Source organism: Prochlorococcus marinus str. MIT 9314 (genome assembly GCF_000760035.1).
GTDB classification, from domain to species: Bacteria; Cyanobacteriota; Cyanobacteriia; order PCC-6307; family Cyanobiaceae; genus Prochlorococcus_A; species Prochlorococcus_A marinus_B.
This window is the reverse complement of sequence record NZ_JNAO01000008.1, coordinates 38,310-61,553: the sequence shown is the minus strand read 5'-3', so window position 1 is coordinate 61,553 and position 23,244 is coordinate 38,310. Positions and strand designations below refer to the sequence as shown.

The following is a 23,244-nucleotide window of genomic DNA, read 5'->3' as shown; positions in this document are numbered from 1 at the left end:
TTGAAAAATCTTTCTACTAAAACTTGTCCTGTTTGCAATAGGCCGTTTGAATGGCGTAAAAAATGGAAAAACTGTTGGGATGATGTTATCTACTGTTCAAAAAGATGCAGTAACAGGAAGTCGCAAAGATGAAACAAGTATCAATTATTTTCCCGAATCAACTTTTTAGAGAAAGCCCAATCTTAAAAATAAATTGTGAAGTTTTGATTTTGGAAGACTCATTATTTTTTGGAAATGATAAATTTCATAAATTAATTAATCATAAAAATAAGTTAGTTTTTCATAGAGCATCTATGCTCGCTTATAAAAATTATTTAGAAATATCTGGCTTTAAAGTTTTATATATCGAAAACAAGAATAATGTTTCTACAGTTGATTACTTTTCGGAAATTATTCAAAATAAATATCAGAAAATAAATCTCATTGACCCTCATGATTTTTTAATAATGAAGAGGATTAATAATTTTGTTGAAAGTAATAATTTAGCTTTAAATATTTTACCTTCTCCTATGTTTATGAGCAGTGAAGATTTAAAAGATTTATTTGCATCAAATGCAAAAAAACCTCTTATGGGGAGATTTTATGAGCATCAAAGAAAGAGCCAAAAGATATTAGTTAATCCTGATGATACTCCTGAAGGTGGTAAATGGAGTTTCGATGAAATGAACAGAAAAAAATTACCAAAAAAAATAAATATACCCGATACACCTAAATTACAAAAAAATAAATTTGTAGTTAATGCAGAAAGGTCATTAGCCAATTTTGATATTGAGTTTATTGGAGAAAGTAATAACTTTTTATATCCAACTAATTTTGAAGAGGCAGATGAATGGTTAAATGATTTTTTTAAACATAGATTTTTCTTATTTGGAGATTATGAGGATGCTATTTCTAAAGAAAATTCCTTTTTATGGCACAGTTTACTTTCTCCTCTTTTAAATAGCGGCTTATTAACCCCAGATGTAGTAGTAAATAAAGCATTACTTTTTGCAAAAAATAATAATGTTCCTATTAACTCTTTAGAGGGTTTTATTCGTCAAATTATTGGATGGAGAGAATTTATTTGCCTTGTCTATAAAAAGTACGGAACAAAGATGCGAAATAGTAATTTTTGGAATTTTGAAGATAAGCCAATTCCAAAATCTTTTTATCAAGGAAATACAGGAATTGAACCAGTAGACGTTGTTATAAAAAATATTATTAAATTTGGTTATTGTCATCATATTGAGCGGCTAATGATTGTTGGCAACTTTATGCTTCTATGTAGAATTCACCCTAACCAAGTTTATAAATGGTTTATGGAAATGTTTATTGATTCCTATGATTGGGTTATGGTCCCAAATGTTTACGGAATGAGTCAGTTTAGTGATGGTGGTATCTTTTCAACAAAGCCATATATATCAAGTTCTAATTATGTAAAAAAAATGTCTAATTTTAAAAGTGGCCCATGGTGTGAAATATGGGACGGATTATTTTGGAAATTTATTAAAGATAATGAAAGCTTTTTTAGAAAGCAATATCGTCTGGCAATGTTAACGAGAAATCTCGATAAAATGTCAGAAGAGAAATTAAATAATCACTTAAAAACGGCTGATAAATTTTTAAGAGATATTCAATAAATTAAGAGTAATAACCTACAGTTGTCTTTGAAAAATTAAAAGAATATTATGTTATGAAGAAATATTAAGTACGGATGTTAGTTTAGGAAAAATTAGATTTATCTAATGGAAATTGGAACGCTTTTTTAAAAAAGTAATTCGACTGGAATTATTACTTTTTCTGAATTAGATTGGATAACTAGCCATCAATCTAATTTCAATAGGTTGGAGGAATCCATAGCAATTAAATTAGGCAGAATGCTTGATGCAGGATCTATCAATATTGGTTGCCGTTTGAAATCCTGAATAAGTTTTTATTTTAATAATGAAGTATCAAAAAGAGAAAAAAATTTTTTTTCGGGAAAGAATCCATTCTTTAAATATCTTTCTTTTTTTAGGATTTAATCTTTCACTTATTTCTACCTTAGGATTTATTTGGTTTAATTCTGCAATTAAAAAAGTAGTTTAAATTTTTGAATTTTTTGTATATTAAAGTTATCTTAAAAAAAATAATTATATTTTGAGCATAGGATATTTACAAAGAAAGGCAGCTTGGGAAATTTTATTAAAAGTTAGTTCTGGTGATTTTTCTGATCATGCTCTTGAAAAGGTTTTAAAAAATTATCAATTTAATCCTCTTGATATAGCTTTTATTACGGAATTATCTTTTGGATGCATAAGGTATAGAAAATTTCTTGATCTTTGGATGGATCATACATCAAAAATTACTCATAAAAAGCAGCCTCCAAAGTTAAGATGGCTTCTACATATAGGTCTGTATCAACTATTGAAAATGGATAAAATCCCATTTCCTGCTGCTATTTCTACCACTGTAGAAGTAGCTAAAAAAACAGATTTAAATGGTTTAGCGGGAACTGTAAATGCGATATTGAGAAATGCATCAAGAAAATTAGAACAAAAAATCTTTCCGGAATTATCTTCTGATAGAAAAGAAAGAATTTCATATCTTGAATCATTTCCATTATGGCTTGTGAAGGATCTTTATAAATGGGTCGGCAATAGCGAGGGTGAAAATATCATTAAGGCATTTAATAAAAAACCATCAATTGATTTGAGAATTAACCAATTAAAAACTAATTTAAATAACTTTTTGAAAGTACTTCATGAAAATAATATTGATGCTGAAATTATTAATGATTTACATAATGGAATTACTTTAAAATCTAATCCAAGATCAATAAAAAATTTACCAGGATATAGTGATGGACTTTGGACAATTCAAGATAGATCTTCTCAGTGGATAGCACCTCTCTTAAATCCAAAAGAAGGTGAAAAGATTTTAGATGCTTGTGCAGCTCCAGGAAGTAAGTCTACCCACCTTGCAGAATTAACAAATGATAGTGCAGAAATCATTGCCGTAGATAGATCAGCAAAAAGATTGAAAATACTGCAATCAAATTTAGAAAGGTTAAATTTGAAATCTGTTAATACCCTTAAGGCTGATGCTACGAGTTTGATTGAATTAAATCCTAAGTTTATATCTTATTTTGATAAGATTTTATTAGATGCTCCATGTTCAGGCATTGGAACTCTTTCCAGGAATCCAGATTCTAGATGGTCTTTAAGTGAAGAAAAAATAAAATCTTTAACTTTATTACAGGAAAAACTTTTGGAGAATATTTTCCCTCTTTTGAAAAAAGATGGTACTTTAGTTTATTCAACCTGTACTATTTGTCCTGATGAAAATAATCTATTAATTGAACGATTTATTGAAAAAAACAAAACTTTAAAATTGATTAGCCAAAAGCAAATTTTACCTAGCTTGGATTATCCTGGTGATGGATTTTATTCTGCAATAATTTCTTATAAATCTTAAAAATATAATTTATTTTTTAATTGGAATTTTATAAATTTTAGATATGAACTTTTTCCATAAATAAGCTGCATTCCCACTAGATAATTCAGATTCCTTGTTATCGTCGTAACCTATCCAGATCCCTGTTGTAAGGTTATCAATGGAACCAATAAACCAGAGATCTTTATTTCCATCAGATGTTCCTGTTTTCCCATAAATTTGCTTTCCTTCTATAAAGGCTGCTTTTGAAGTCCCTTCTTTTACAGATTTTTCAAGAAGTTTATTTATTTTCTTGTTTATTTTTAAATCTAATATTTTCTTGGAAATAGATTTATTTCTCCAAATAGGTTGTTTTTTAAATGATTCTATTTTTTCTATGATTTCAGGGCTTTGAATATTCCCATTATTGTTTATTGCAGAATATGCATTTGTGATGTTTAAAAGATTATCTCCGTAAGAGCCAATAGCTAATGAAGGGTATTCCTCAAACTCTTGCTTATAACCTAGTCCAAATGAATTTGCTAAATTAATAATATTTTTTAAGCCGATTTTTTTTGTTAATGATATTGGAACGATATTTGATGAACTTTTAAATGATTCAATCAAAGATATTGAACCTCTATAGTCTTCTGAAAAATTCTTTGGGCAATAACTTTCCCAGCATATTGGTAAGTCTTCAAATTTATCGCTTAATTGTATTCCTTCTATTAATGCAGCAGCATAAGTGATTATTTTAAAAGTAGAACCTAAAGGTCTTACAGATGAAATCACTCTATTGTATTCATTAATTGATGGATTTTTGCTGGTTATCATTGTCCTGATTAGTCCTGTGTTTGATTCGATAGATAACAGAGCAAATTCAAGTTCTCTGGGCCCAGCATATCTTGATATTTTTTGACCTTTTTCTTGCCAATCTTTATTGATAGAAGATTTAATTTCTAAAAACTTATAATCATTTGTACTTCCAATTTTTTTATCTGTTTCCTGAAGAATAAAGTTTATTAGTAATTTATCATCTAAAAAATTATCCCCTGTTTGATAATTTAATTTTATTTTTTCTTTAATAGCCTTATTCTTATTTGCAAGAGAAATATATCCATCAACATACATTGATTCAAGAACTTTATTTCTATTTTTAACAGCTAGATCTAAATTTTGATAAGGTGAATAAATTGATGGAGCTGGAGCTAATCCTGCAATTAATGCGATCTCTGATAATGTCAATTCTTCTATAAATTTCCCAAAATAAACTTGGGCAGCCTCGTTTACCCCGTATGCTCCTGATCCTAGATAAATATTATTTAAATATAATTTTAAAATTTGATTTTTGTTATATCTAAATTCAAGTATGAGTGATATAAATATTTCTTTGATTTTTCTTTGAAAACTTAAATCATTATTTAGAAAAAGTAATCTAGCAACTTGTTGTGTAATCGTACTTCCTCCCTCTTTAACATAACCACTTCTAATATTTTGAATAAGGGCTCGTGAAATACTTTTTAAATCTATTCCATTATGTTTATAAAATTTTTTATCCTCAGAAGATATAAAAGAATTTTTAAGAAAAAATGGAATTTTATGATAAGTATCATCTATTTCAAATTTGCGGCTTAATTTGCTTAGTATCTTATTATCAGAAGATGATATTACATAAGAATATTTGGTTTCCCGAAACTTTTTATTTTTAGATAAGTCAAACTTTAACGTGTTAAATAATAAGCTAAAAAGATAAAAAGATATTCCAGAAAAAATTAATATTGGAATTATTAAAACAAAAGATTTGAATTTAATCTTTTGCACCTTAAGCAACTAAAAAACTATGTCCTATCGCTAAAGCTGTAACTAACATTCCAGTTATAAGGAACGGCTGGGCACTGGCTTGATATTTGACATCAAACTTTAGGGGATCTCTTAGTAACCACATATCTTGAAATGTAATTTGTGGAATTACCAATAAAACCAAAATTACAGAGGCTAAATGTTGACCAATAATGACTAATACTACAACCATTGCTAATTGAAAAATGTCAATCAGTCCTGCACTTATTCTACTTGCATTTTTAATTCCAAATACTACTGGTAGAGAATTTAAGCCTAGCTTCGAGTCTCCTTCAACACTTTTGAAATCATTAATAACAGCAATTCCAAGTCCTGAGAGACTATAAGCAAGTGTTAGTATCGCAGTTACGATAGTTAATTTCCCAAACAAGGCTTGTCCTGCCCACCAAGGTAAAGCTATATAAGATGCTCCTAATGCATAATTCCCAAGCCAACCATTCTGTTTTAATTTGAGTGGCGGAGCCGAATATATATAACTAACAAAGGAACCTCCTGATGCCAAAAGTAAGACTGAGGGGAAGCTGTGCTTAGCATATAAATCTAATAGAAAAGCAACTACTAAACCCGCAATAAGTAATACCCAGATTTGTATTTTTACATCTTTAATTGAAATTTTCCCAGAAGGAATTGGTCTATTTGGTTCATTAATTGCATCAATTTCTTTATCAAAAAAATCATTTATGGTTTGGGTATAACCAGCCAGAAGTGGTCCACTCATAAGCATACATGCTAACGAAGCTAGAACATTACTAAATGTCCATTCAAAATTCCCACTTGCAGCTGCTCCACATATAACTCCCCATATCAAAGGGATCCACGTTATGGGTTTCATTAACTGTATACGGAGTTTCCATATACTTGATGTCTCTGAGGCGCCCTTAATTCCTAATAGTTGTTTTGGATCATTCACTTTACTCTTAACCTTTCTCAATTTCTTCTGGGAAAAACCAATTTTGCTCACCATTCTGAAATTTTGCGGTGATTCCAATACTTCTTCCGTCTGTCATTTTATAGCCTGTTATTACGGCTTTAGGATTCGAGGATATTTGATCGATTAATTTAGCTGGTAGTCTATCTTTTACTTTGTTAATGTTAATTTTGATTTTACTACCGATTTTAGGTAATAATTTTGTTTCAGCCATAAGAGGTAAAATGGAAGCTATTATGCAAGATTAACAGCATTTGGACAATTTTTACTAAAATGGTAGCTCTTCGTTTAATTCCTTGTTTAGATGTCGCCCATGGCAGAGTGGTTAAAGGTGTAAATTTTGTTAACTTGAGAGACTCAGGAGATCCTGTTGAATTGGCTTGTAGGTATTCTGATGAGGGCGCAGATGAATTAGTATTTTTAGATATTAGAGCTAGTGTAGAAAATAGAAATACATTAGTTGACCTTGTTTCTAGGACCGCAAAATCAGTAAAAATCCCGTTTACAGTAGGTGGAGGAATAGATTCTGTTTCTTCAATTAATGATCTTTTAAGAGCTGGAGCGGACAAAGTGAGTTTGAATTCTTCTGCTGTTAGAAATCCAGATTTAATTTCTAAAAGTTCTAGAGAATTTGGTAATCAATGTATCGTGATAGCAATTGATGCTAAAAGAAAAGTTAATAAAACTGATGAATGGGAGGTGTATGTAAAAGGAGGGAGGGAAAATACTGGAATAGATGTATTAAGTTGGGCAAAGAAAGTTGAGGAGTTAGGTGCAGGGGAAATTTTGCTTACTTCAATGGATGGTGATGGCACGCAGAATGGATATGATTTACATCTGACTGAATCTGTTACCAATATTGTTAACATCCCAGTGATTGCTTCTGGAGGAGCAGGTAGTTTAGAAGATATCTATGATGTTTTCAATGAAGGCAGGGCATCTGCAGCACTTTTAGCATCATTACTGCATGATCAGAAACTTTCTTTAAGAGAAATAAAGACTTTCCTCCTCGAAAAAAAACTTCCAATTAGACCATATGAATAAAAAATTAAATTTAATACCAAAAAGTAAAAAGTTAAAAATTTAAAAATGAAATTCACAAAAACTATCGAAGTCAAAAATATATTTAATAAAATTTCTCATAAATATGACTTTTTAAATAATCTATTAAGTTTTGGGCTGCACAGATTATGGAAAAGAAAATTAGTTAATTTATTGGAACCTTTAAATGGTGAAGATTGGGCTGATTTATGCTGTGGAACTGGAGATTTAGCATTTTTAATTTCTGAGAGAGTTAGTCCAAGGGGTTCAATTACTGGGATTGACAGTGCAGAGAATATCGTAAATATTGCAAAAAAAAAATCAGAGCTTAAAAAAAATAAATTTATTAAGTGGGAAATTAAAGATGTATTAGAAATTAATGATTATTCAAAAAAATTTGATGGGATTTGCATGTCATATGGACTTAGAAACTTGAATAATGTTGAAGAAGGAATAAAAAAAGTTTTTGATCTTTTGAAGGATAAGGGAAGGGCAGGATTTTTGGATTTTAATCACTCAACAAGAAACTCTTTATCCAATATTTTTCAGAAAATTTATTTGAGATTAATAGTAGTAACCATTTCGCGGCTTTTTAATTTAAGTCCAGAGTACGCATATATTGAAAAAAGTATTAGAAATTTTCCAAAAAAAAATATGCTTATAAATATTGCTAAGGAAGTTGGATTTAAAAAAGCTGAATATAGGACTATTGGGGGGGGGCAAATGGGAATACTAATTTTAACTAAATAAAGAATTTAGTTTTTTATTTTTCTCCAACAAAAAGAACACTTTCCCCATCTTTTGATTTCGCCCTCAGGAGTAGGGGAATTACAGAGAGTACAAATGCACATATTATTTTGATGAATTCTGCTTGGATGCTTTGCCCAAACTATCTTTGCATTACTAGCTTTGATATTTTTATTTTTAATTTCATAATTTTGTATTATTTTTATCTCATTCAAAGTTATTCCAATTTTCTCGATTCTCTCTTTTAATTTATGCTTGTTATAGATTAAAGCTTGGCGCCACTGTGGATGATTTACTGCAATAGTAAGTATTTTTTGTTCGATATTTAATGGTTTGCATTCTTGAAATAGTTCCAATCCGATTAAGTTCTTCCAATTTTCGTTGATTTTAGAAAGTTTATCTAAGTCTCCGAAGGATTTTTTGAAATTATCAAGACAATTTTTTAATGGATGTGGATTCCTTCTATTCACTATTGGCAAATACTGTTTGTCCAATTTGTAAAATTTACTTATTAAGACTAAAGTTAATCTAATCTTCAAAAAGATGCTCGTTGTTTTAATAAAGAATTTGTGAAAGTTTTTGGATCTGCAGCTAAGACAGTTTTTTGTTTAAAAAAAATTCAGGGTCAATATCCAACCTGGAGACTTCATTACAAAATAAAATGTAAAAGTACCGAAAATGAGCTCACAAACTTGCTTGAATATTCTGAAATAAAGAAAAACCAGCCAGTAGCGATAATCGCTAGAGAGCAGTTCTCAGGGGTTGGCCAAAATTCAAAAACTTGGGTTTCTCCAAAAGGCGGGATTTGGTTAAGTGCAGCTTACCCAATATTTTCAAAAGAATTTGCATGTCAAATATTTAATTTGTCTTTAGGGATTAAGTTATGTGAAATGCTTAGACAAGAGAATATAAATGTTTGTTTGAAATGGCCAAATGATATTTTTTTTGGTTCAAAAAAGTTGATTGGATTTTTACCAAGGGTAATAACAAGAGGCAAAGAAATTATCTATGTAAGAATAGGACTTGGCATGAATTTTTTAAATTACACTCCATCAGAAGGTATTTCACTATCAAAAATACTTCAAACTAAAAATATTAATCATCATTATTGGACAGCCAAAGTTCTTAAAGCTTTTAATGATGCAATTGAATGTAATAAGAAAAAAGAATATGTGATTAAATCTGCAAATAAGTTTCTTACTAAAAGTTTTTTACCTAGTGGTTATTGTCCTCATTCATGGATGATTAGAGATATTGACTCGAATGGGAATTTAAGAATTGAAAATGAAACTCAACTGAAGGTAATTAGAAGATTTTGAATTTAATTAACTTTTAATTCAACTATTCTTCCATCCTTAAATCTGGCTATTTTTTTTGCGCGATTTGCAACTTCATCTTCATGCGTAACTAAAACTATAGTTATTCCAGATTCATGCAGCTTGTCAAAAAGATCTAATACATCTTCAGTGGTTTTTGAATCTAGTGCTCCAGTAGGTTCGTCTGCTAACAAAATTGCGGGGTTATTGATAATAGCCCTCGCAATAGCAACTCGTTGTTGTTGACCTCCGGATAATTGGTTTGGGCGATTATTCATTCTTTCTGAAAGGCCAACTTTTTTTAAGGCATTCTTACCGCGCTCTAATCGTTTTTCAGGATCAATCCCAGCATAAATCATCGGCAAAGTTACGTTTTCAAGTGCAGTTGCGTCTGAAAGAAGATGAAATTGTTGAAAAACGAAGCCCAATTTTTGGTTACGTATTTCCGCAAGCTCATCATCAGATAAATTCTCAACAGGAATACCATTTAATTTATAAATACCTTCAGATGGTCTATCTAGACATCCAATAATATTCATAGCTGTACTTTTGCCTGAGCCACTAGCTCCCATTACAGCTAAATAATCACCTTTATAAATTTCTAAGTTTATGCTGTCTAAGGCTTTAACTGTTAGATCCTCTTTTCCATATGTTTTAGATATATTTTCTAAACTAGCAACTTTCTTAGACATTTATCGAAGAATTCTTCTATGTAATATTGTTTGCTGTCGCAATAATATCTTGTAAGAAAGGAGTTTCTGAAACTGCTGTATTAGCTAATTTAAAAAGAGGATTAGAAAGGATTCCTCCAAGAGCAGTTACTGCGACGCAAGTATAAAGTGCAATTCTCAAGGGAGGTAATCCTACAATTCCCCAATTAATTTCAGGATATGATTTGACTATTTCGGAAGCTTCCTGTGGCTCTTTAACTACCATCATCTTTATCACTGAAATGTAGTAATAAATAGATATTACTGAAGTTACTAATCCAATTATTACTAATAGATATTGATGATTTGCCCAACCTGCAAAGAACAAGTATATCTTTCCAAAAAATCCTAACATTGGAGGTAAACCTCCAAGAGATAAAAGACAAAGGCTTAAGCCTAATGTAATGAGAGGATCTTTTTGGTAAAGTCCTGAGTAATCAAGAATTCTGTCAGAACCAGTTCTTAGTGAGAAAAGAATTACACAAGAAAATGCACCCAAATTCATAAATAAATATGCAGCCAAATATAAAACAGCTGCTGATAAACCATCTTGTGTGCCAGATACTATTCCAATCATTACAAACCCGGCTTGCCCAATAGAACTGTAAGCTAGCATCCTTTTCATTGAGGTTTGAGCTAGAGCTACAACATTTCCTAGAGCCATGCTCAATATGGCCAAAATGGTAAATAAAAGTTTCCATTCTTCATCAAAAGAAGAGAAAGTTGTGCTTAATATTCTTATTGCAAATGCAAAGCCCGCTGTTTTTGAGCCGACAGATAAAAAAGCTACTACGGGTGTAGGTGAACCCTCATATACATCAGGAGTCCATTGATGAAAGGGAACAGCAGCAATTTTAAATGCAACTGTTGATAAAACAAATACAAGAGCCAGTGACGTAATAAAAGATGGCTTATTTATTATCTCTAAACCTATTGTCGCTAAGTTTGTTGAACCACTTAATCCATAAAGAAAAGAGGATCCATATAAGTAGACAGCAGCAGCAGCTGATCCAACAAGGAGGTATTTTAAGGCTGCTTCTGAACTTCTTGGATCTCTCTTGAGATAACCAGAAAGTAAGTAGCTTGCTACAGATAAAGTCTCTAAAGATATAAATACACTAATAAGGTCAGTAGATCCACACAAAAGCATTGCTCCAAGGGTGGCCGAAAGAACTATCGCAGCAAACTCGCCAATTGGGCTACCACTTTGTTCTGTATATCGCCAGCTTATAAGTAAAGAAACTAAGGTTGATAAAGAAATTATTGCTCTAAATGCGATTGCCAAATTATCTGAATTAAAAGAACCAAGGAATGCGCTTCCTACTGGATTACTCCATTGCAATGCCAAACCTACAAGAGAGCTTCCAATTGATAAGTAGCAAATTATTGGTGCCCATTTTGATGCAGTTTTTTCTCCAGCTAAATCTACAAGAAGTGTTCCAACAATACCTAGTAAAATAAAAGCCTCTGGAATAATGGCTTGTGCATTTAAATTAATTGTAAAGATTTCGTTGGGCACTTTATTAAATTGGATTAAATTAGATGTTTGATTGTAAGGGTCTAAGAGTTAATCTTAACTTGATTATAATTTGTGGGTATGAATTTTGAAATTTTCAGAAGAAATTACTTGAAAAAACTTCAAATAATCATAATATGCCCTAACTGAACAAAAACACCAATTTTTGAAATAAACCTTGGATCACACACTTGTTATTGTTGAAAGTCCCACCAAAGCAAAAACTATAAGAAAGTTTTTGCCTTCTAATTATGAAGTTCTAGCTTCAATGGGACACGTAAGAGATCTTCCAAAAGGAGCTGCTGAAATACCTGCGGCGGTTAAAAAGGAAAAATGGTCAAGGATAGGAGTTAATACAACAGAAGATTTTGAACCACTTTATATAGTTCCAAAAGATAAGAAAAAGGTTGTTAAAGAGTTAAAAGATGCATTGAAAGGTGCGACCCAGCTATTACTGGCAACTGATGAAGATAGAGAAGGAGAGAGTATTAGCTGGCATCTCCTGCAAATACTTAAGCCTAAAATACCAACTAAGAGAATGGTTTTTCATGAAATTACGAAAAAGGCAATTAATAAAGCTTTAGACCAAACAAGAGAAATTGATATGGAACTTGTTCAGGCTCAAGAAACAAGAAGAATCCTGGACAGGCTTTTTGGATATGAATTATCTCCTTTACTTTGGAAGAAGGTAGCCCCACGATTATCTGCTGGTCGAGTTCAATCAGTTTCTGTAAGACTTCTTGTTAGGAGAGAAAGAGAAAGAAGATCCTTTAAAAAAGCTAGTTACTGGGGAATTAAAGCTTCCCTAGTAAAAGATAATGTTACTTTCGAAACTAAATTGTTCAGTTTAAACGGTCAAAGAATTTCTAATGGTTCAGATTTCGATGAACAGACGGGCAAATTAAAACAAGGCAACAAATCTTTAATAATTGGAGAAGAAAAAGTAAATGATTTATTGAAGACTTTTTCCTCAGAAGATTGGTTAGTCTCAAAAATCGAAAAAAAGCCATCCATTCGTAAGCCAGTTCCTCCATTTACAACTAGCACATTACAGCAAGAAGCGAACAGGAAGCTTCGTTTGTCTGCAAGAGAAACTATGAGATGTGCACAAGGTCTATATGAGAGAGGTTTCATAACATATATGAGAACTGATTCGGTTCATCTTTCCGAACAAGCGACAAGAGCTGCAAGAGAATGTGTCAGTTCTATGTATGGAAAAGAATATTTATCTGACTCACCAAGACAATTTAGTTCAACTGCAAGAAATGCTCAAGAAGCACATGAAGCTATTAGACCGGCAGGCGAGGCATTTAAAACACCTAAGGAAACTAATCTAACTGGTAGAGACTTATCTCTTTACGATTTAATTTGGAAAAGAACTGTAGCTAGTCAAATGGCGGAAGCTAGGCTAACAATGATTAATGCTGAAATTAGCGTGGGGGACGGATTATTTAAATCGAGCGGGAAAAGTATTGATTTCGCAGGATTCTTCAGAGCTTATGTAGAGGGAAGTGATGACCCAAGTTCATCCCTTGAACAACAAGAAATTATTCTCCCGAACTTAACAACTGGAACATGTCTTGTAGTTTCTAATAAGGAATCTACTTTTCATGAAACTAAACCTCCTGCAAGATATACAGAGGCGGCATTAGTTAAAGTACTTGAAAAAGAAGGGATTGGAAGACCTTCTACCTATGCAAGCATTATTGGGACAATAGTGGATAGAGGTTATGCGAATATATCCTCCAATACTTTGGCTCCAACGTTTACAGCTTTTGCGGTTACTGCTTTATTAGAAGAACATTTTCCTGATCTGGTTGATACTACATTTACCGCAAAAATGGAATCTTCATTGGATGAAATATCTTCAGGTAATCTTGAGTGGCTACCATACCTCGAAACTTTCTATAAAGGTAAAAATGGTTTGGAGGTAAAAGTTCAGAAAACAGAGGGTGATATTGATGGTAAAGCTTATAGACAAGTTGATTTCGAAGACCTTCCTTGCGTAGTCAGAATAGGCTCTAACGGACCTTGGCTTGAGGGAACAAAAATTGATGAATCTGGTAATGAAATTCAGGCGAAAGGTAATCTTCCAATGGATATTACTCCTGGAGATTTAGATATAAAGCAAGTTGATCAAATTTTAAGTGGCCCATCAGATCTTGGAACTGATCCAAAAACTGGGGAGAAAGTTTTTTTAAGATTTGGCCCCTATGGACCTTACGTGCAATTGGGGAATAATGATCAAGATAAAGCTAAACCAAGAAGAGCTTCATTACCTAAAGAGTTGAAAACTGATGATCTAACTCTAGATGAAGCTCTTGTACTTTTAAGTTTGCCCAGATTGTTAGGAGTACATCCTGCAGGAGGAGTTGTTGAGGCTGATAGAGGAAGATTTGGCCCTTATATCAAATGGATTAAAAATGAAAATGAATCTGAAAACAGATCCTTAAAGAAAGAGGATGATGTTTTTACAGTTGATATAAATCGAGCATTAGAAATTCTTGCGATGCCAAAAATGGGTAGAGGTGGTCAAGAGGTACTTAAAGACTTTGGAAAGCCTAAAGAATTTAAAGAAAAAATTCAAATATTAAATGGAAGATATGGGGTCTATTTAAAATGTGGCAAAACTAATGTTTCGCTTGCAAAAGATACTGACTTAGAAAAATTCACCATAGATGATGCTATATCTCTTTTAGAAGAAAAACTAAAAGATAAAAAAGGCCCAATTTTAAAAAAAACAAAGATAACTAATAAAAAAACTAAAAGGAAAACGAAAAGTTAGAAAAACATGATTTTAAAAAAAAAAGATATTTTTTTATTTATTTTTTTAATTGTCTTACAATCGTGCTCTGGAGGGAGGATTGGAAATTTTCTTGATAGTAGTTTCAATGATTTAGAAAAAATAAGCAAAGATGAAGATTTACAAAATAATTTAGTAAATAAAAAAATATTAGTAAAAGAGAAAAAAGAGATTAATGATAAAAAAAACAAAAAAATAAAGAAAGTAGAAAAGCCAAAAACTTTTTCAGAAAATAAAAAAATATTAGTAAAAGAGAATAAAGAGATTAATGATAAAAAAAACAAAAAAATAAAGAAGGAAGAAAAGCTAGAAAATTTTATCGAAAATAAAAAAAATATAAATTCAGAAAAAATACCAAAACAAAAAAGTAATAAAATTAAGAATTCTTCAAAAAAAAGAAATATTGATCTTCAATCTTACAAAATAATATTCATCTTAAAAGATGTAGATCCAAAAGATCCTACTGAAGAATTAAGTTCCATATTAAGTAATTCTGAGGTAAATTTTGAAATAGAAAAGATTGAACGTATCGTAGATTCAAAAAATAAAAGTATGAATAAAAATTAACTAAAAATATTCAACAAAAAATGAAAATAACCACAAAAACTGAAGCATTAAATATTGTCGAGACCTCATATTTAGCATCTCTTTCGTCTTTATTGTGGGTGGCATTATATTATTTGCCAATAGGGGGAGCTTTATTAAGGTTGATTTTACCCCTCCCAATCATCCTGTTGCACTTGAGAAGAGGAACTAAAACTGCATTGGAAGGACTCCTAATACAATTTCTACTTTTATTCATAATTATGGGTCCTGTTAGAGGAACTTTATTTTTATTTCCATATGGGAGCTTGGCTTTTTGGTTGGGCTGGTGTTGGTTTAGAGAAAAAAGTTGGAGTTTTAGTTTAACTTTCGGAGTTATTATTGGAACACTTGGCTTTTTCCTACGAGTAATTGCATTATCTACGTTGGTTGGCGATAATCTTTGGGTTTTAATTACAAGAGCAAGTTATGGTCTAATAGAAAAGTTCATTGGATTATTAAATTTACCTTTTTCCCCCTCAATTTTAAGTATCCAATTAGGTGCAATTTTTTTAATAATTTTTCAAGAAATAGTTTATGTTTTAACAGTACATGTAGTTGCTTATTCTCTGTTTCCAAGATTTAAATTAAATATCCCAGATCCTCCAAGATTATTAAATAGCTTAATTGATTTAAGTAATTGAACAAAGTAAAAATGTATAGTACAGAATTAGGGATAAATTTATTTGGCAATGAATCCAATAAAAAAAGACAGCTAAATAAGATAGAAATACTGAGAAAAAATATTAATAACTTTAAAATATTTCTTTTAATTGCAGGTACTAATACATCTCAAATTCCAGGAATTTCCGCTGCAGGTATTAATGCAAAATCAAGGAGAACAACTGCGCTTGCAGATGCCGAATTTTTGCTTGAGGGTGCTTCAAAACATAATGAATATAAATTACCACTCCTCAATGCAGGAGTAACTCCGGCACTAATAAGTCATGTTTGTTCAAAGCTTATAAATATTTATCCAATTGTTGTTCCTCTGGGTATAGGAGCAAAGCCTTGTTTTAATCATTTGGTTGTAGAAGATAAAGATTTGGGCCCATCAAATTGTCTTACTACTGGTAAATCGATGACTAAAGAGAGAGTTTTAAATCTTTATGAAAAAGGTCTTGCGATAGGAAAATCATTAAAACAACCAGTTTTAATTTCTGAATCTGTACCAGGGGGCACCACAACTGCTCAGGCAGTAATGGAAGCTTTTGGTTTGCAGGTGTCTAATTTAGTAGGGAGTAGTTTATTTAAAGCTCCAAGAGAACTGAGAAGAAAAGTAGTTAAAAGAGGACTTTTCAATGCAAATTTCAAGACTGATTTCGACTCTTTTGATGTTTTAGCTGCGGTAGGTGATCCTTTCCAAGCTTTCTCAATGGGTCTATTAATTGGTGCCAGGTTAGCAAATCAGCCTGTCTTATTGTCTGGAGGAAGTCAGATGCTAGCGGTCATTTTACTTGCATTAGAATTCTTAGATGAAAAAAATAAAGATGACTTTATTGAAGATATTTTGATTGCGACTACTGGGTGGCTTTTGAAAGATAATTCTCTAAATGATTTATTAAATCTGATAAATGAAAAATATGATGTTAAATTATTAGGCTTAGGAAGTCCTTTAAATTTCAAATCTTCAAAATACAAAGAATTGAAGGATTATGAATTAGGTCATGTAAAAGAAGGTGTAGGCGCAGGTGGAATATCATTGCTTGCTTTCTTAGATGGATTTAAAAATGAAGAAATAGTTTCATTGTGTCAACAAAATCTGGAAATAATGAAGGGCCTAGGTCAAATTTCTTTAGAGAAGGATTGCTGAATGTTTTCAAAATTTGGAACAAGAAGAGAATTTTTAAATTATGGTAAGCTTTCGCTTTTATTTCTCTTAAACTCTTGCAGTAATCTTCCTAATAAAGTAAAAATTGCACTTCAAAATTCTTTTTATCCAGAATCTTTTAAAGATTCGATTCCAAAAGATTGGAAGCAGGAAAAAATTAATTTTGAAAATACCCAGCTACAAAAGAATAGAAACGCAATTTTAAATTCTGACTTTACTTTAATAAACGATGGATGGATTACTAGTCTAGATTTTGCAGAATTTAAAAAAATAAATGAATATCCATTGATCGAAAATTTGGATAAGAGATCGATAGATTTTTTGGCAAGTTTTAATCAAAGTCAGAGAAGTAAATTATTCCCTATCGGCGTAGTACCTTTTACAATTGTCATTAAAAATAATAAAGAATTAATAAATTCCGCCAGAACTTCTTGGGATTTTCTTCTTTCAAAAAAATTAACTGGGAAAATAATTTTTCCGCAAAGTCCCAGAATAATATTGTCAATTTCTCAAAAAATTAATTCATCTAATTCTTTAAAAAAACTCAAAAGCCAAGCAATGTTATTTGATGATAAAAATATGCTTAATTGGTTGATTAATTCTGATGCTTGTGTCGCAATAGTTCCTTATAGTATTTGCTCAAAATATTTAAAAATAGATCCAAGGCTTTCTTTAGTTTTCCCAAGCCAAGGCGTACCTTTGATGTGGCATTTCCTACTTAGTCGATCAAAACTAAATAATGCAATATTAATTAAATGGATTAAATCTTTAGAAAATAAATCAATAGTAGATAAATTAGTAAGCCAGGGTTGGTATCTACCCTTCAATAGTGATTATTTACAAAGTAAATATAAATCTGAGATGTTCCCCAACTCAGGCCCTTCAGAAAAATGTTGGGAAAATAGTTGGTCTTTCCCCGTCCTAACAAATGAACAAAAAATTAAACTTAAAAATTCATGGAATAAGTCTTTAACCCCATAATCTTTTTGTAGGAGTTTCAATTAATAAGTTGTGAGTTTCTTTTAATAAATTTGGTATATCTAATTGACTAGGACATTTAGGCAAACATTCATTACATGCTTTACAAAATGAGGAATTTTTTTCTTCCCACCAGTGGCCAGCTTTTCCTATTAGATTGTATCTTTCTTTTGAAAATTCTAATTGGCCATAACCAATAGATATATTCCTCAAACGAAGAATCTCTGGAATAGGTATTTCATTTGGGCATGGAAGACAAGATCTGCATTGTTCACATTTGGTTGAGCTTAATTTTTTATTAGCAACTTCCTCAATTTTATTCAGGGCACTTTTTTCAAGTTTTGTAAGCTTCTCGAATGAGTTTCTAAGTTTATTCGCAAATTCAAAATCTTTTTTATTTGTCGCCCCTAAGGATAAAGTCGTAATACCTTTTGCTAAGAGAAATCGATAGGCTAATTCTAATGGATGAAAAGGCTTAGAGGCCTCTAACAAAATATCACTTGGAGAATATAATCTACCGCCTTTATCCGCAGGCGATATTGCTAATACTCCCATACCTTTTTTTATAGCTTCCTCTGCCAAAGTAATTTTAGATTGATCTAAATAATGTAAATGTAGACTACAAAAACTAAAAACTTCACAGTTAATTGCTTCTTTAATTAATGAAAAACTTCCGTGTGAACTAAAACCAATTTGATCAACTAGTTCCTTCTCAAGTATCCATGATATGAATTTCTTACCCTCACCAGCTAGAACCCAATCTAGATGTTGTTTTAAGTTGAGACCGTGAATTGCAAGATTATTAATTTTCTTACGATTCAAATTTTTAAGAGACTTTTTAAAATTATTTTTTAAAAAGTCAAAATCACCATTTGGTAAAACTTTGGAAGTAATAACCCAATTTTTTTCTTCTATATTCTCCTCTATTGCAAGTTTTTTTATTGAATTTCCAATGAGTGATTCAGCATTACCATAAGAAGGCGCTGTTTCTATGTGGTTAATTCCTACATAATATGCATTTTTTATTACGCTATACATTTTTTCAAGACTTTCAGTTGCTCTCATTGTCCCTAAAGTGAATAAACTCACTTTCTCCCCTTTACCAAATGATCTTTTTTGTGAATTAATAATCATTTAAATATGATCAATTTCTTTTTATTTATTCTTTAATTTATTTATAGTTGAAAATCATTTAAAGTAAATTAAAGTAAATACAAAATTTTGCAAAAATTTTTTTCTTAAATCTATGTTCACAGGAATAATTCAATCAATTGGAAAACTAAAACAAGAAAAAAATATTTTAGAAATTGAAATTTTAGATAATTTGTTTGACATGGCAATCGGCGATAGCATAGCTGTTGATGGAATTTGTTTGACAGTTAAAGAGATTTTTCAAAATAAATTTACTGTTGATGTTAGTGAGGAAACATTAAAAAAAACAACTTTAGGAGTAAAGTCGAACCTATCTCAGATTGTTAATTTGGAGCCCGCTCTTAGAGTGTCTGACCGTCTAGGAGGGCATATAGTCAGTGGACATGTTGATGGCCTTGGAACAGTTGAGAATATAGAAAAATTAGAGAAATCCTGGCTTTTATCTATAAAGTGGAAAAATAATAATTTTTCGAAATATGTAGTTAATAAAGGCAGTATTTGTGTAAATGGTATTAGTCTTACAATTGCAAAATATGAGCAGGAAGGAGAAATATTTACTATTGCGATAATTCCTCATACTTGGCACAATACAAATCTGAATAAATTAAATGTCGGTGACTGCGTAAACCTTGAGGCAGATGCATTAATTAAATATGTGGAGAAATTACTTTTATTTAATAAAAATAGTAATCAAGATTTATCTTCAAAAAATATTTCTTCGGAATGGCTTAAAGAAAACGGTTGGTAAAAATATATTTTTTAATTTAATGGAATCAAATAAATTTTTTTTGAATCTTTTTTAAGATCGATTTTAAATTCCTGACCAGGTTTTAGACCTAATTTTTTGGTGTAGGCATTACCAATTAATAGGTTCCCATTGCCATGAACTTTAGTTTTGAATTCTGTTTGTCGGCCTCTTGAAGCTCTATTACCATTTTTCCCCTGGCGTCCATTAACTACCTTAAAACCCTTAGCTTCGATAAGCGCCCTATAAAAACTTTTTCTTAAGATTCTTCCGCTAGGACCTACGTACCCACAACCTTTTGCTATCTTATCTTCAGATTTTTTACTTAATAATTTTGCTTTTTCAAGAAGTTCTTTTCCTTCTAGCATTATCTGACAAATTTCTAACTATATATTCTTACTAAAAAGGAGAACTGTGGCAATATAAATTAATAAAAAATATATTTAATTTTTTAAAATTAATTTTTTATAAAAGATACAGAATAATAAATAAAATAACCCATATTCCATCTACAAAATGCCAGTACAATTCAACAGCTTCCAATGGAAACATATTTTGACTAGTTAATCTTCCACCATTGATTCTCGATTGCCAAGCAATAATTAAAATCATTAAAGTGCCTAAAGTGACATGTAATCCATGAAAACCAGTAAGAGCATAAAAAGTACTTGCAAATAAATTATCAGTTAATCCAAAAGGTAAATGAAAATATTCAAATAATTGACATATTAAAAATATAATTCCAAGAAAAGCAGTAAAAAATAACCATTTTTGGGAATCAGAATTTTTATCTTTTAAAAGTGCTTTACCTGCTTTATGGAAAGTTGCACTACTAACAAGTAATAAGATTGTATTGAGTGTAGGTATTGGAAGTTCTAATTCATAAATAGCACCATCAGGTAATGGATTTACTGCTTTATAAGTTAGATAAGCAGCGAAGAATCCTGCAAAAGTCATTCCGTCAGCAATTAGGAATGTTATAAGACCAAACATTCTGAAGTCTTCATGTGTTTCATTGACTTCAGAATTATTTTTTTGAATTTCTTTTGAGCTATCTAGTGTAGTCATATGTTTTTATTTCTGTTCAGAAATTTCTTTACCATAACCATATGGTTCTTCAACTAATGGAGCTTCTCCTTCCCAATTTTCAACTGGAGGTGGAGAAGATGTTAACCATTCAGGTGTAAGAGCATTCCAAGGGTTATCTCCAGCATTTTCTCCATTTCTAACACTAAGGAATACGTTAATTAAAAAAGGAATTGTACTTATAGCCATCAAAAGAGCTCCAAGGCTACTAATTTGATTAACTAACTGGAATTGAGGATCATATTCTGCAACTCTTCTTGGCATTCCATTTAAACCAAGCCAATGTTGAGGTGCAAAGCACAAGTTAAATCCAATAAAAGTTATGATAAAGTGTAAAATTCCTAATTTTTCATTGAGCATTTTCCCAGTCACTTTGGGGAACCAATGATAAATGGAAGAGAAAATAATAAAAACAGTCCCTCCATAAACTATGTAATGAAAATGAGCTACAACGAAATAGGTATCATGTACGTGAATATCGAAAGGTACCTGTGCCAACGCAACTCCTGTAATACCTCCAAAAACAAAATTTATAATAAATCCGCAAGAGAATAACATTGCACTATTAATGGAAATTTTACCTCCCCATAATGTTGCAACCCAATTGAAAAATTTTATGCCTGTTGGAACAGCAATAAATGCTGTGGCGATAGTAAAGAATAATCTCATCCAAGGGGGCGTTCCACTCGTAAACATGTGATGCGCCCAAACAACTAAACCTAAAACTACTATCCCCATTATTGAAAAAACCATTGTTGTATATCCAAACAGTGGTTTTCTAGCATGTACAGGAAGTATTTCGCTAACTAAACCAAAGGCAGGAAGGACCATAATGTATACAGCTGGGTGAGAATAAAACCAAAATAAATGCTGATAAACTACGACATTACCACCTAAAACAGGATTAAAAAAACCTGTATTAGCGATGATATCGAAACTAAGTAGAATTAAAGTGCCTGCTAAAACAGGAGTTGACAAAACAACTAATAGACTTGTTCCAAGCATTGCCCAACAATACATTGGCAATTGCATAAGTTTTAATCCTGGCCTTCTTAGTTTGATAATGGTCGCGATAAAGTTTATTCCACCAAATATAGAACTGCCTCCAAGTAATAGAACGCTCAGAATCCAAATAATTTGTCCCGATTGAGGAGTAGTTATGCTCAAAGGGGGATAAGCCGTCCATCCAGCTTGAGCAGCACCCTCAACAAAATAGCTTGCTACCAGCATCAAACCTGAAGGGGGAATTAACCAAAAAGCAACGGCATTTAATCTTGGGAATGCCATATCTCTCGCACCTACATAAAATGGAATTAAATAATTTCCAAAAGCACCATTAACTACAGGCACTATCCAAAGGAATATCATTATTGTTCCGTGTAGAGTTAAAACTTGGTTATAAACATCTCTCGGCATAAAGTCAGACATTGGACTAGCTAGTTCAATTCTTATAGCGCTCGCTAAGGTTCCTCCTATTAAATAGAAAAGAAAACCGCAGACTAAGTATTGTATCCCAATTACTTTATGATCAAGGCTAAAACTAAAGTATCTAAGCCAGCCTTTAGGTTGAAGGTTTTCATTATTAGTTTTTTGTGGATCAATTGATATTGTCATAAATTTACCTCTGGTTTTTTATTTTTGTTAAACCATTCGTTGTAATCAGATTCTTCTTCAACAATTATGGAGGCTCTCATTCCTCCATGATATGGGCCACATAATTCTGCGCAAATTATCGGATATTTTCCTACTTTTGTAGGAGTGAAATTTAGAATAGTAGGTTGCCCAGGAATAATATCCTGTTTAATTCTGAATTCTGGCACCCAAAAAGCATGAATGACGTCTTTAGATTCCATTCTCATTGATACTTTTTGATCAACAGGAACGTGTAATTCTCCTGATATGAAATTGCCCTTGGGATAATTGAATAGAAATGCAAATTGCATAGCTGAAACTTCAATTGATAAATTATTAATTGCTATTTCAGTATCAGAAGTTTGACTTATTCCAGCCCATATTTTTTCAGAATTAGAACTCATCATTTCATGGTTATGATTTAGTTCTTTCATCCCTCCCATTCGATCGTAGATGTTATAGCTATATAAACCTATTAACAAAACAATTATTGAAGGAATAATTGTCCATACAATTTCTAAGCTTAAATTCCCCTCTAAGGCTATACCATCTCCTATCTGATCATTTCTTTTCCTGAACTTAAATAAGCTGTAAATAACAGCTATTGTCATTCCTATAAAAATAATTAATCCAGTGATGAAAAGAATTTTAAAAAGTTCATCGTAAATTGGTGCATTAATACTTGCTTCCGCAGGAAGCAAATTTACATTAAAACCAATCCAAAAAGATATAGCAAAAACGAGTGAAATAATTAGTATTAAATAAATGTTTTTATTTAACAAGTGATCTCTAAAAATATGTTTTTTATATACTCAAGATATTCAATTTTTTTAATCCTGCATCCTTTGTTAAAAGAAAAACATTTAAATTCACAACTTCTTAAGATTTATGAAATAAAAGGCGTATTATTAATAACTTTTTAGA

Annotated in this window: 23 protein-coding genes; 12 read left to right on the top strand and 11 right to left on the bottom strand. The window is 31.2% G+C overall.

The features are described 5' to 3' along the window. From EU98_RS09480 to EU98_RS05450, 3 genes are all read left to right on the top strand, one after another. A complete protein-coding gene (locus tag EU98_RS09480) occupies window positions 1–132 on the top strand; it encodes a DUF2256 domain-containing protein (protein ID WP_071813202.1) in 132 nt (43 codons plus the stop codon). Continuing rightward, window positions 129–1,619, top strand: a complete 1,491-nt coding sequence (locus EU98_RS05445) for a cryptochrome/photolyase family protein (protein WP_032515561.1) — start codon at window positions 129–131, stop codon at window positions 1,617–1,619. The genes EU98_RS09480 and EU98_RS05445 overlap by 4 nt, the downstream gene beginning before the upstream one ends. Before the next feature lie 499 nt (window positions 1,620–2,118). Beyond that, complete coding sequence (locus EU98_RS05450; RefSeq protein ID WP_032515560.1) at window positions 2,119–3,435, top strand: 16S rRNA (cytosine(967)-C(5))-methyltransferase; 1,317 nt, start codon at window positions 2,119–2,121, stop codon at window positions 3,433–3,435. Between the two features lie 9 nt (window positions 3,436–3,444). Here the strand turns inward: EU98_RS05450 and EU98_RS05455 are convergent, their stop codons facing one another. Genes EU98_RS05455 through petP form a run of 3 tightly spaced genes read right to left on the bottom strand, consistent with a single transcriptional unit; the run spans window position 3,445 to window position 6,395 of the window. Next, window positions 3,445–5,214 carry a transglycosylase domain-containing protein gene (locus EU98_RS05455; RefSeq protein WP_032515729.1) on the bottom strand — a complete coding sequence of 590 codons (1,770 nt, stop codon included), beginning with the start codon at window positions 5,212–5,214 and terminating at the stop codon, window positions 3,445–3,447. Between the two features lies 1 nt (window position 5,215). After that, window positions 5,216–6,163: a chlorophyll synthase ChlG gene (gene chlG / locus EU98_RS05460; protein WP_032515728.1), complete on the bottom strand. Its 948-nt coding sequence runs from the start codon at window positions 6,161–6,163 to the stop codon at window positions 5,216–5,218. A 7-nt stretch (window positions 6,164–6,170) separates the two neighbouring features. Further along, complete coding sequence (gene petP, locus EU98_RS05465) at window positions 6,171–6,395, bottom strand: cytochrome b6f subunit PetP (RefSeq protein WP_011375988.1); 225 nt, start codon at window positions 6,393–6,395, stop codon at window positions 6,171–6,173. Between the two features lie 59 nt (window positions 6,396–6,454). On the opposite strand from petP, the gene hisF reads away from it, so the two are divergent. Both hisF and ubiE read left to right on the top strand, forming a co-directional pair. Continuing rightward, window positions 6,455–7,225, top strand: a complete 771-nt coding sequence (gene hisF, locus EU98_RS05470; protein WP_032515559.1) for an imidazole glycerol phosphate synthase subunit HisF — start codon at window positions 6,455–6,457, stop codon at window positions 7,223–7,225. A 45-nt stretch (window positions 7,226–7,270) separates the two neighbouring features. Then, window positions 7,271–7,972 (top strand): bifunctional demethylmenaquinone methyltransferase/2-methoxy-6-polyprenyl-1,4-benzoquinol methylase UbiE, encoded by a 702-nt coding sequence (ubiE, locus tag EU98_RS05475; protein ID WP_032515558.1) that lies wholly within the window; start codon window positions 7,271–7,273, stop codon window positions 7,970–7,972. A 5-nt stretch (window positions 7,973–7,977) separates the two neighbouring features. Here the strand turns inward: ubiE and EU98_RS05480 are convergent, their stop codons facing one another. Beyond that, window positions 7,978–8,463 (bottom strand): DUF721 domain-containing protein, encoded by a 486-nt coding sequence (locus tag EU98_RS05480; RefSeq protein ID WP_241466384.1) that lies wholly within the window; start codon window positions 8,461–8,463, stop codon window positions 7,978–7,980. A gap of 75 nt (window positions 8,464–8,538) precedes the next feature. On the opposite strand from EU98_RS05480, the gene EU98_RS05485 reads away from it, so the two are divergent. After that, window positions 8,539–9,288: a biotin--[acetyl-CoA-carboxylase] ligase gene (locus tag EU98_RS05485; protein WP_032515556.1), complete on the top strand. Its 750-nt coding sequence runs from the start codon at window positions 8,539–8,541 to the stop codon at window positions 9,286–9,288. A 2-nt stretch (window positions 9,289–9,290) separates the two neighbouring features. Here EU98_RS05485 and EU98_RS05490 read toward each other — a convergent pair whose 3' ends face one another. Both EU98_RS05490 and EU98_RS05495 read right to left on the bottom strand, forming a co-directional pair. Then, complete coding sequence (locus EU98_RS05490; RefSeq protein WP_032515555.1) at window positions 9,291–9,977, bottom strand: ABC transporter ATP-binding protein; 687 nt, start codon at window positions 9,975–9,977, stop codon at window positions 9,291–9,293. 16 nt (window positions 9,978–9,993) lie between these two features. Beyond that, window positions 9,994–11,514 (bottom strand): NAD(P)H-quinone oxidoreductase subunit N, encoded by a 1,521-nt coding sequence (locus EU98_RS05495; protein ID WP_032515554.1) that lies wholly within the window; start codon window positions 11,512–11,514, stop codon window positions 9,994–9,996. 175 nt (window positions 11,515–11,689) lie between these two features. Between EU98_RS05495 and topA the strand changes: the two genes are divergently transcribed. Genes topA through EU98_RS05520 form a run of 5 tightly spaced genes read left to right on the top strand, consistent with a single transcriptional unit; the run spans window position 11,690 to window position 17,708 of the window. Then, window positions 11,690–14,296, top strand: a complete 2,607-nt coding sequence (topA, locus tag EU98_RS05500; protein ID WP_032515553.1) for a type I DNA topoisomerase — start codon at window positions 11,690–11,692, stop codon at window positions 14,294–14,296. A 6-nt stretch (window positions 14,297–14,302) separates the two neighbouring features. Then, window positions 14,303–14,881 carry a hypothetical protein gene (locus EU98_RS05505; RefSeq protein WP_032515552.1) on the top strand — a complete coding sequence of 193 codons (579 nt, stop codon included), beginning with the start codon at window positions 14,303–14,305 and terminating at the stop codon, window positions 14,879–14,881. Between the two features lie 20 nt (window positions 14,882–14,901). Continuing rightward, complete coding sequence (locus tag EU98_RS05510) at window positions 14,902–15,540, top strand: DUF2232 domain-containing protein (protein WP_032515550.1); 639 nt, start codon at window positions 14,902–14,904, stop codon at window positions 15,538–15,540. Between the two features lie 11 nt (window positions 15,541–15,551). Further along, a complete protein-coding gene (locus tag EU98_RS05515) occupies window positions 15,552–16,709 on the top strand; it encodes a nicotinate-nucleotide--dimethylbenzimidazole phosphoribosyltransferase (RefSeq protein WP_032515727.1) in 1,158 nt (385 codons plus the stop codon). Continuing rightward, window positions 16,710–17,708: a hypothetical protein gene (locus tag EU98_RS05520; protein WP_032515548.1), complete on the top strand. Its 999-nt coding sequence runs from the start codon at window positions 16,710–16,712 to the stop codon at window positions 17,706–17,708. Here EU98_RS05520 and EU98_RS05525 read toward each other — a convergent pair. Continuing rightward, the gene (locus EU98_RS05525; protein WP_032515546.1) at window positions 17,697–18,839 is read right to left on the bottom strand and encodes an aldo/keto reductase; all 1,143 of its coding nucleotides are present in this window, start codon (window positions 18,837–18,839) and stop codon (window positions 17,697–17,699) included. The two genes, EU98_RS05520 and EU98_RS05525, sit on opposite strands and share 12 nt — an antisense overlap. A gap of 112 nt (window positions 18,840–18,951) precedes the next feature. Here EU98_RS05525 and EU98_RS05530 point away from each other — a divergent pair, with 112 nt between their 5' ends. After that, window positions 18,952–19,605 carry a riboflavin synthase gene (locus EU98_RS05530; protein ID WP_032515544.1) on the top strand — a complete coding sequence of 218 codons (654 nt, stop codon included), beginning with the start codon at window positions 18,952–18,954 and terminating at the stop codon, window positions 19,603–19,605. Between the two features lie 11 nt (window positions 19,606–19,616). Here EU98_RS05530 and EU98_RS05535 read toward each other — a convergent pair whose 3' ends face one another. The 4 genes from EU98_RS05535 to coxB form a co-directional block, all read right to left on the bottom strand. Further along, the gene (locus tag EU98_RS05535) at window positions 19,617–19,970 is read right to left on the bottom strand and encodes an AbrB family transcriptional regulator (RefSeq protein ID WP_032515543.1); all 354 of its coding nucleotides are present in this window, start codon (window positions 19,968–19,970) and stop codon (window positions 19,617–19,619) included. A 97-nt stretch (window positions 19,971–20,067) separates the two neighbouring features. Further along, on the bottom strand, window positions 20,068–20,670 hold the full coding sequence (locus EU98_RS05540) for a cytochrome c oxidase subunit 3 (RefSeq protein ID WP_032515541.1): 603 nt from the start codon (window positions 20,668–20,670) through the stop codon (window positions 20,068–20,070). A 6-nt stretch (window positions 20,671–20,676) separates the two neighbouring features. Next, window positions 20,677–22,302 (bottom strand): cytochrome c oxidase subunit I, encoded by a 1,626-nt coding sequence (gene ctaD / locus EU98_RS05545; RefSeq protein ID WP_032515539.1) that lies wholly within the window; start codon window positions 22,300–22,302, stop codon window positions 20,677–20,679. Next, window positions 22,299–23,102, bottom strand: a complete 804-nt coding sequence (coxB, locus tag EU98_RS05550; RefSeq protein WP_032515537.1) for a cytochrome c oxidase subunit II — start codon at window positions 23,100–23,102, stop codon at window positions 22,299–22,301. Before coxB ends, ctaD begins: the two co-directional genes overlap by 4 nt. Between the last annotated feature and the right edge of the window lie 142 nt (window positions 23,103–23,244).

What these genes read in the sequence shown, in the direction of transcription:
- EU98_RS05525 (WP_032515546.1), bottom strand. Translation starts at nt 18,839, where the DNA reads ATGATTATTAATTCACAAAAAAGATCATTTGGTAAAGGGGAGAAAGTG.
- EU98_RS05530 (WP_032515544.1), top strand. Translation starts at nt 18,952, where the DNA reads ATGTTCACAGGAATAATTCAATCAATTGGAAAACTAAAACAAGAAAAA.
- EU98_RS05540 (WP_032515541.1), bottom strand. Translation starts at nt 20,670, where the DNA reads ATGACTACACTAGATAGCTCAAAAGAAATTCAAAAAAATAATTCTGAA.
- hisF (WP_032515559.1), top strand. Translation starts at nt 6,455, where the DNA reads ATGGTAGCTCTTCGTTTAATTCCTTGTTTAGATGTCGCCCATGGCAGA.
- ubiE (WP_032515558.1), top strand. Translation starts at nt 7,271, where the DNA reads ATGAAATTCACAAAAACTATCGAAGTCAAAAATATATTTAATAAAATT.
- EU98_RS05535 (WP_032515543.1), bottom strand. Translation starts at nt 19,970, where the DNA reads ATGCTAGAAGGAAAAGAACTTCTTGAAAAAGCAAAATTATTAAGTAAA.
- EU98_RS05510 (WP_032515550.1), top strand. Translation starts at nt 14,902, where the DNA reads ATGAAAATAACCACAAAAACTGAAGCATTAAATATTGTCGAGACCTCA.
- EU98_RS05505 (WP_032515552.1), top strand. Translation starts at nt 14,303, where the DNA reads ATGATTTTAAAAAAAAAAGATATTTTTTTATTTATTTTTTTAATTGTC.
- EU98_RS05445 (WP_032515561.1), top strand. Translation starts at nt 129, where the DNA reads ATGAAACAAGTATCAATTATTTTCCCGAATCAACTTTTTAGAGAAAGC.
- EU98_RS05515 (WP_032515727.1), top strand. Translation starts at nt 15,552, where the DNA reads ATGTATAGTACAGAATTAGGGATAAATTTATTTGGCAATGAATCCAAT.
- petP (WP_011375988.1), bottom strand. Translation starts at nt 6,395, where the DNA reads ATGGCTGAAACAAAATTATTACCTAAAATCGGTAGTAAAATCAAAATT.
- EU98_RS05520 (WP_032515548.1), top strand. Translation starts at nt 16,710, where the DNA reads ATGTTTTCAAAATTTGGAACAAGAAGAGAATTTTTAAATTATGGTAAG.
- EU98_RS05490 (WP_032515555.1), bottom strand. Translation starts at nt 9,977, where the DNA reads ATGTCTAAGAAAGTTGCTAGTTTAGAAAATATATCTAAAACATATGGA.
- ctaD (WP_032515539.1), bottom strand. Translation starts at nt 22,302, where the DNA reads ATGACAATATCAATTGATCCACAAAAAACTAATAATGAAAACCTTCAA.